Consider the following 8,064-nt stretch of genomic DNA (forward strand, 5'->3'; position numbering starts at 1 on the left):
GATGCGGTGCGTGGTTCGGATGCGTCGCGGGTGTTGGATGCGGTGCGTGGTTCGGATGCGTCGCGGGTGTTGGATGCGGTGCGTGGTTCGGATGCGTCGCGGGTGTTGGATGCGGTGCGTGGTTCGGATGCGTCGCGGGTGTTGGATGCGGTGCGTGAATCCGGTGCGGCGCAGTCCATATCTGATGCGGTCGGTGGCTCCGATATCGCGCGGACCGCGTCTGATGCGGTCGGTGGCTCCGGCGTTGCGCGGGCGGTGTCTGATGCGGTCGGTGGCTCCGATGTTGCGCGGGCGGTGTCTGATGCGGTCGGTGGCTCCGATGTTGCGCGGGCGGTGTCTGATGCGGTCGGTGGCTCCGGCGTCGCGCAGTCCATATCTGATGCGGTCGGTGGCTCCGATATCGCCCGGGCCGCGTCCGAAGCCGTAACCGGAACGACGGAGTCGTTGTCCGACACCGTCGCCCGTCATGCCGCACCGGTGATGGGGGCGGCCCGGGCGGTCGGGGCCGGGTCGCCCGCATCGGCGGAGGATCTGGAGGAACTCGCGCGCAAACTGTACGAACCGCTCTCCGCGCGACTGCGGACCGAACTCTGGCTGGACCGGGAACGATCCGGTCTGCTGACCGACCGATGAGCATTCGATGACCACCGCACCGTCCACACCACAGGAGTAGAGATGACCACCACCACCGATCCCGCTGTCAGCGTGTGTTTCTCGGTCACCGTGGACTCGGCGCCGCTGGGCGATTTCGTCAGCTGTGAGGGGCTGGGACTGGAGATCGTGATGGAGCAGCGGGAGGAGGGCGGCAACAACGGCATGGTCTGGCAGCTGCCGACCCGCGTCAAGTTCAGCAACATCAAACTGACCCGGCCGGTCTGCGACGACAGCTACAAACTGGCCGAGTGGGTCAGTGCCGTCGTCGGCGGCTACACCCCGACGACAGCCAAGATCGCGGCGAAGAATGCCCAGGGCGACACCGTCGCCGAGTGGTCGCTCGACGGTGTGCTCCCGGTCCGGTGGACCGGACCGTCGCTGAACCTTGACAGCCCGAAGGTCGCCGTCGAAACCCTCGAACTCGTCCACCGCGGAATCCGCGGGTCGAAGGGCGACGGCTCGTGAGCGGCGCGGTCGCGCTCTCCGCCCCGGCCTCGGGTTCGTCGAAGCGAGCGACCTCGGCCGACCAGATCGTGCACGCGGAACTCGAGATGTACGAGCCGACCAAGGCCCCGGGCGGTGCCAAACCCGGCGCGAAGCTCGGATCGATTCCCTTCCAGTTCAATCCGCGCGAGGTGACGATCACCAAGGCGGCGAAGTGGGAGAGCAAACCGACCAAGGGGGCGGCGAAGGCCGGAGCCGCCGAGTTCATGGGCGCCCAACCGTGCACGCTGTCGCTGGAGATGTTCCTCGACGGCACCGCCAAACACGACGACAGCGTCGCCAAGGGCGTCGACCGCCTGATGTCCTGCTGTGTCCCCACCAGCGCGACGACGGGTACCCCCAAGGCGATGCCCCCGCTGATCGTCTTCAAATGGGGTGGGCTGACCAGCTTCCCGGGATTCATCACCAAGGTCACCGCGAAGTTCACGCTCTTCGCTGCCGACGGCGGCCCGCTGCGGGCCGTGTGCACCGTCGAGATCGAGGAGATGCCCGGCGGCAAGGGCGGACAGAACCCGACGTCGCGGGCCGCCTCCGCGCGGCGCACCCACATGCTCGTCGCGGGGGAGTCGCTCGCGAGTCTCGCCCACCGCGAGTACGGCGACCCCGCCCGGTGGCGCGCCATCGCCGACTTCAACGACATCGACGATCCGATGCGGGTTCCGTCCGGCACCGTGATCCGGATGCCCGCCGTCGACGACGTGGCGGCCCCGTCGCGAGTCGGAGGTCGGTGACAGCGATGGCCACCACGTCGGGACTCACCATCGCGGTCGCGGGCAATCCACTGCCGGAAACCGTGATGCCGCAGTTGGTGTCGTCGTTCGTCGACACCAACACCGGACTCCCGGACGCCTTCTCGCTGCGCTTCCGGGACAACGCCCGCGCGGTCCTCACCGATGCCTCGATCCGGATCGGAGCACCGATCACGATCTCCATCACCACCGACAGCCAACCGGCTCCACGGGATCTGCTCGTCGGCGAGATCACCGCGATCGAAGCGGAGTTCGAGAAGGCCGGCACCTTCACCACCATTCGTGGCTACGACCAGTCCCACCGGCTCTTCCGCGGCCGGCACACGGCCGCCTACACCCAGGTCACGGCGTCGGACGCGGCGACCCAGTGTGCTCGCCGCGCGGGCCTGCGCCCAGGGCGGATCAAGGCCTCGTCGACGGTCTACGAACACATCTCCCAGCGCGACCAGTCCGACTGGGAGTTCCTCTCGGCGCTCGCGCGCGACATCGGCTACCGCGTCGGGGTCCGAGACGGCGCACTGGATTTCGGGCCGCCCACCGAGGCCGGGAACGCGCCCGGCGCCGACCCGGAGAATCCGCTGGTGCTGCGATTCGGCACCGACATCATCCGGCTTCGCTCCTCGATCACCGCAGCCGAACAGGTCGGGCGCGTGGAGGTCCGCGGGTGGGATGTGGCGACCAAACAACCGATCGTCGGTACCGCCGAACCCGACGCACCGAGTGCGCGGCTGACCGACATCGATCCGGCCGGCCTGGCCGGTGCGTTCGGTAACCCCACCCACGTCGTCTCCGACCGCGGGGTGCGTTCCCAGGCCGAGGCCGACGCGGCCGCCCGGGCCCGGGCGCAGGCCATCGCGTCGGGATTCGCGGAGGTCGACGCGGTGTGCGCGGGTAATCCGATGCTGCGGGCGGGCGTGGCGATCGCGATCACCGACCTCGGCGCCCCGTTCGACGGGAAGTTCGTCCTCACCTCGGCCCGGCACCGCTACGAACCGACCGGCGGATACACCACGGCCATCACCGTGTCGGCGGCCCACGACCGCAGCCTCCTCGGACTCGCCTCTGCCGGTGCGCATCCGGGCGGCGCCGGCTCCGGAGTAGCCCTGGCGCAGGTCACCGACATCAACGATCCCCTCGGGCAGGGACGGGTGAAACTGTCGTTCCCGCAACTGTCCGCCGACTACGTCAGCGGGTGGGCCCGCACCGTGATGGCCGGCGCGGGCAAGGATCGCGGCGCGCTGATTCTGCCCGAGGTCGGCGACGAGGTGCTCGTCGCCTTCGAACGCGGCGACGGCGACCACCCGTATGTCCTGGGTGGACTGTTCAACGGCGTCGACACCCCGGACGCGCGCGGGGTGGCGCTCGTCGACACCGGATCGGGTGCGGTCAACCGCCGGTCGGTCATCTCACGCCGCGGACATCGGCTCGACCTCAACGACCAGGACGGACGGACCGAGGGGGTCGTCCTCGCGACCGGCGACGACATGCTGCGCATCGAACTCGACGCGACCTCCAAGGCGATCACCGTCCGCAGCGCCGGGACGATTTCGATCAAGGCGGATCAGGGCATCACCCTCGACGCCGGTGGCGGCACCCTCGGGCTGCGCGGGACCCGCGTCACCGTCGACTCGGCGAGCACCGCCCAGCTGACCGCATCCGGTCCACTGACGGTGCAGGGCACCCCCATCAAACTCAACTGAGGAGTCGACATGCCACCCGCCGCGCGCGTCTCGGACGTGACCGCACATCCCGGCGTCATCGGACCGCCCGGCTGCCCGACGGTGCTGATCGAGGGTCGGCCCGCGGCCACGGTCGGCACGCCGCACATCTGTTCGTTCCCGCCGCCCGCAGTGCATCCACCGACGACCATCATGCCGCCGGGGTGCCCGACGGTGCTGATCGGCGGTCGGCCGGCGGCACGCGTCGGTGACGTATCCGGCTGTGGCGCAACGATCATCACGGGCGCCGCCAGCGTGTTGATCGGTTGAGAGGATCGTGACATCCATGGGTTCATCACATGCCGTCGACTTCGTCGGCCGCGGTTGGGCATTCCCCCTGCGCACCGATCCGACAGGTGCGTTCGCCCTCGCCGGAGGCGGCGTCGACGTCGAGCAGGCCATCGAGATCATCTTGCGCACCTCGCCGGGGGAGCGGCCGATGCGTCCCGAGTTCGGTTGCCGCATCAACGATCACGTGTTCTCCCCGGCGACCTCGGCCACCGCTGCGGCGATCGCGCGAGATGTCCGTACCGCGCTCGAGGACTGGGAACCGCGGATCGACGTCGACGAGATCGACGTCGACTTCGCCGCCGCCGACACCGGGACCTTCTACATCGACGTCCGCTATCGCATCCATGGCCGCAACGACATCCGCAACCTCGTCTTCCCGTTCTACGTGATCCCCGACGAACCCGACGAATCCGCCCCCGGGGCGATGACACCGACCGCGAAGGGGTGAGACGACGATGCTGCCCGCACCGGATCTCGACGACCGGCACTTCCAGAACCTGGTCGACGATGCGCGACGCCTTGTGCGCGAACGGTTTCCCGAATGGAGCGACCACAACATCTCCGACCCGGGGATCACCTTGATCGAGGCGGTCGCGACGATGGTCGACCAGCTGATATACCGCCTCAACCGGGTCCCCGAACGCAACTACCTCAAGTTCCTCGACCTCCTCGGACTCGAACTGCGTCCGGCATCGACGGCGCGCACCCGCGTCACCTTCTGGCTCTCTGCGCCGCAACCGCAGACGGTGGAGGTGCGGGCCGACACCGAGATCAGCACCGTCCGTACCGACATCGCCGAACCCATCGTGTTCTCCACCGAACGCGGGCTGTCGATCATCCCGTGCAGCCGGGAACGGGTGTTCGCCGCGCCCGCCGGGACCGATCCGCGCGATCGCACCCTCTCGCTGGGCAACACCGGTTTCGACTGCTTCGCCGCGACGCCTCAGCCCGACGACGCGCTGCTCGTCGAACTGTCGAATCCCGTTCCGTCGTGCGCGGTGATGTTGCGGATCACGTGTCCGGTGGCCGGTGCCGGCGTCGATCCGCGCCGGCCGCCGCTGCAGTGGGAGGCCACGACCGAGCGCGGCTGGGTGGCCTGCGATGTCGGGCTCGACGAGACCGGCGGATTCAACCAACCCGGGGACGTGATCGTACACATGCCCGACGATCACATCCGTTCCACCGTCGCCGGGAAACGCGGTGCCTGGCTGCGCTGCCGCGTCGTCGACGCGATCCCCGGGCAACCGACCTACAAGCGCTCCCCGCACATCGACGCGGTGACCGCCCAGACCGTCGGCGGTACGGTCGGCGCACGTCATTCCCAGGGCGTCGTCGGGGAGGTCCTCGGGATCTCCGATGGTTCGGTGGCGCAACGATTTTCGCTGCACCAGCGCCCGGTCGTACCCACCGACGGACTCCGGGTCTCGGTGAGCGACGGTGCCGAGTCCTCCGTGTGGACCGCGGTCGACGACTTCGCCGAGTGCGGGCCGGACGACAAGGTGTTTCACCTCGACACGGTCTCCGGCGAGATCACCTTCGGGCCCGCGGTACGCGAATCCGACGGTTCGCTGCGGTGTTTCGGTGCCATCCCGCGCAAGGGTGCCGTCATCGGCGTCGACGAATACCGGATCGGTGGCGGCGCCGCGGGCAACGTCGGAGTCGGTCAGCTGCGGGTCCTCAAGACCAGCGTGCCGTTCGTGTCGAGGGTGGAGAACAGGGTCGCGGCGGTGGGAGGTGCGCAGGCCGAGACGATCGAGGAACTCAAACTCCGGGGTCCGGTCGTGCTGCGGTCGCGGGGACGCGCGGTGACCGCGGAGGACTTCGAGGAACTGACCCGGCAGGCTGCCCCGGAGATCGCCCGCGTGCACTGCCTGCCCGCCGGTGACGACGCGCCCGGCGTCGTGCGGCTCCTCGTCGTCCCGCATGTCGCCGAGGACGCCGAGGGCGAGATCCGCCTGCACGACCTGACCCCGTCGACCGAGGTCCTCGACACCATCGCCGCCTACCTCGACCGGCGGCGCCTGATCGGGACCCGGCTCCTGATCGAACCGCCGCTCTACATCGGTGTGACCATCGTGGTCAGCGTCTCGGCATCGCTCGGCTTCGACCGGCAGACGGTGAAGCGCGACGTGCTGCGCCATCTGTACCGCCTGCTGCACCCGGTCCGTGGCGGGCGTTCGGGCGTCGGCTGGCCCGTGGGGCGTGCGCTCGGCGCTCCCGACATCACCGCGGCGATCGCCGACGTACCCGGGGTGGACCTCGGGCAGGAGGTGATGGTGGACCTCTACCCGGTGAATCCGGCGACCGGCCGCCGTGGCCAGGAGTCCACCGATCGGCTGACGTTGCCGCCCACCGGACTTTTCCTGTCGCATCAGCATCAGGTCCGGGTGATCTAGGTGTCCTGCGACCTGGCGGGGATCGAGACCCCCTTTCCGATCGGGGCGACGTTGCCGTCGATCTACCTCGACGACGACCACGCCCAGGGGCTGTGCGCGGTGTTCGACCGGATGCTCGTACCGGTGTTCGTCGTGCTCGACTCGTTTCCCGCCCATCTCGATCCCGCGACCGCACCCGAGGATTCGCTGAACTGGCTGGCGGCGTGGATCGGCCTGGTGCTCGACGGCCACGAGAGCCCGGAGAAGAAGCGGGAGCTGATCGCCGCCGGCGCCGACCTGCTGCGCTGGCGCGGCACGGTGACCGGGGTCCACGACGCGATCACCGCGGCGTTCGGGGTGACTCCGGAGATCACCGAATCCGGCGGGGTGAACGTCTCGTCGGAGCCGACCGGTCCACCGGACGCCGTCGCCGATGCCGGGATCACCGTCGTTCTCCGCGTCGACGACCCGGATGCGATCGACCTCCAGCGCCTCGACGCCGTCGTCACCCGGGTGAAGCCGGCCCATCTGCCTCATCGGGTGGACGTCGTGGGGCGGTGAGCGACCGGAGCCCGGTCACCCGAATCGTTCGGTGCGTACCGATTCCGGCCGGTGTCCCGCGCCGACCATGATCGTCGCGCAGTACTCGACGAACCCGTTCGGGCCGCAGATGTACACCGTCGGAGCGTGATCGGGAGCGATGGTGATCCGGCAGAGCTCCTCGGCCGTCAGGCGTCCGGCCGGTCGGTCGTCGTCGGCCGGGGCACTGCGTGTGTAGGCGCGGTGTACCGGCAGCCGCCGGTGGATCATGAGTTGGCGCAGATCGTCGGCGAACAGCGTCCGCTCCGGCGTTCGAAGCGAATATACGAGATTGAACATCGTTGCGGGAGCGATGATCTCGCGGGACCGGAGCATGGACATCAGCGGCGCCAGACCCGATCCGCCGGCGATGAGTTGCACCGGACGGCGGTCGCGGCCCTCCCAGGTGAACCAACCGCCGTGCGGTCGGGTGACCTCCAGCGGTTCACCCACCTCGACGACGTCGACGAGGTAAGGCGAGACCTCGCCGTCCTCGGCGCGTTCCACCGTCACCTCCACCGTGCGCGTCTCCCGCACATCCGACAGCGAGTACGTGCGTGCGGTGGAGTACCCGTCCTCGGCGGTGAGCCGGATGTCGATGTGCTGCCCGGGCACCGCGTGCATCGGCTCGGCGAGCGCCAGTCGCAACGAGCGGGCCGTCGGGCCGTGCCGGGTGTCGGCGACGACGGTGGTCACCTGCCACTCGGTCACGAGTACCGTTGCTCCGTCCACGGATCGCCGTGCATGTGATAGCCGCGGCTCTCCCAGAATCCGGGTGCGTCGGTAGGCATGACACGCAGCCGCCGAACCCATTTCGCGCTCTTCCAGAAGTAGAGATGCGGGACGAACAACCGTGCGGGACCACCGTGTTCGGGCGGCAACGGCTCGCCGTCGTAGGTGTCGGCGATCCACCCGCGTCCGTCCACGAGATCGGCGAGCGCGATGTTGGTGGCATAGCCGCCGTGGCAGTGCGCCATCACCCAACCCTCGACCGGCCAGGGGAGCGCGTCGACGATGGTGTCGAACGACACTCCGCGCCATCGTGTCTCGAACTTCGACCAGCGTGTCACGCAGTGGATGTCGGACACCACGTCCTCGTGCGGAAGGGCGGCGAACTCCGCCCAGTTCCAGGTGTGGCCACGATGGTCGGAGGACTGGATCGTCAACGACCACCGCTCGAGCGGGATGATGGGG

The 8,064-nt window shown here is 69.1% G+C and carries 10 protein-coding genes; 8 read left to right on the forward strand and 2 right to left on the reverse strand.

Annotated features, from left to right (window positions below):
- From GORHZ_RS30965 to GORHZ_RS19015, 8 genes are all read left to right on the forward strand, one after another.
- Nucleotides 1-633, forward strand: a 633-nt coding sequence (locus GORHZ_RS30965) for a hypothetical protein (protein ID WP_006335853.1), incomplete at its 5' end; no start/stop codon positions are given.
- Nucleotides 634-675: 42 nt separating this feature from the next.
- Nucleotides 676-1,119, forward strand: coding sequence for a phage tail protein (locus tag GORHZ_RS18985; RefSeq protein WP_006335854.1), 444 nt, complete (start codon nt 676-678; stop codon nt 1,117-1,119).
- Entirely contained in the window at nt 1,116-1,889 is a 774-nt protein-coding gene (locus GORHZ_RS18990) for a CIS tube protein (RefSeq protein ID WP_006335855.1), read from the forward strand. Before GORHZ_RS18985 ends, GORHZ_RS18990 begins: the two co-directional genes overlap by 4 nt.
- Before the next feature lie 5 nt (nt 1,890-1,894).
- Nucleotides 1,895-3,607, forward strand: a complete 1,713-nt coding sequence (locus GORHZ_RS18995) for a VgrG-related protein (protein WP_006335856.1) — start codon at nt 1,895-1,897, stop codon at nt 3,605-3,607.
- A 9-nt stretch (nt 3,608-3,616) separates the two neighbouring features.
- Nucleotides 3,617-3,895, forward strand: coding sequence for a PAAR domain-containing protein (locus tag GORHZ_RS19000; RefSeq protein ID WP_006335858.1), 279 nt, complete (start codon nt 3,617-3,619; stop codon nt 3,893-3,895).
- Nucleotides 3,896-3,911: 16 nt separating this feature from the next.
- A complete protein-coding gene (locus GORHZ_RS19005; RefSeq protein WP_006335859.1) occupies nt 3,912-4,364 on the forward strand; it encodes a GPW/gp25 family protein in 453 nt (150 codons plus the stop codon).
- Between the two features lie 7 nt (nt 4,365-4,371).
- Nucleotides 4,372-6,312, forward strand: coding sequence for a putative baseplate assembly protein (locus GORHZ_RS19010; protein WP_006335860.1), 1,941 nt, complete (start codon nt 4,372-4,374; stop codon nt 6,310-6,312).
- Nucleotides 6,313-6,852 (forward strand): phage tail protein, encoded by a 540-nt coding sequence (locus GORHZ_RS19015; RefSeq protein ID WP_006335861.1) that lies wholly within the window; start codon nt 6,313-6,315, stop codon nt 6,850-6,852. It abuts the gene before it with no gap.
- Nucleotides 6,853-6,867: 15 nt separating this feature from the next.
- Here GORHZ_RS19015 and GORHZ_RS19020 read toward each other — a convergent pair whose 3' ends face one another.
- Nucleotides 6,868-7,581 carry an FAD-binding oxidoreductase gene (locus GORHZ_RS19020; RefSeq protein ID WP_006335863.1) on the reverse strand — a complete coding sequence of 238 codons (714 nt, stop codon included), beginning with the start codon at nt 7,579-7,581 and terminating at the stop codon, nt 6,868-6,870.
- The coding region (locus GORHZ_RS19025; protein WP_006335864.1) for a molybdopterin-dependent oxidoreductase at nt 7,578-8,064 on the reverse strand (487 nt) is incomplete at its 5' end. The genes GORHZ_RS19025 and GORHZ_RS19020, both read right to left, overlap by 4 nt.

This window comes from Gordonia rhizosphera NBRC 16068 (assembly GCF_000298195.1).
GTDB classification, from domain to species: Bacteria; Actinomycetota; Actinomycetes; order Mycobacteriales; family Mycobacteriaceae; genus Gordonia; species Gordonia rhizosphera.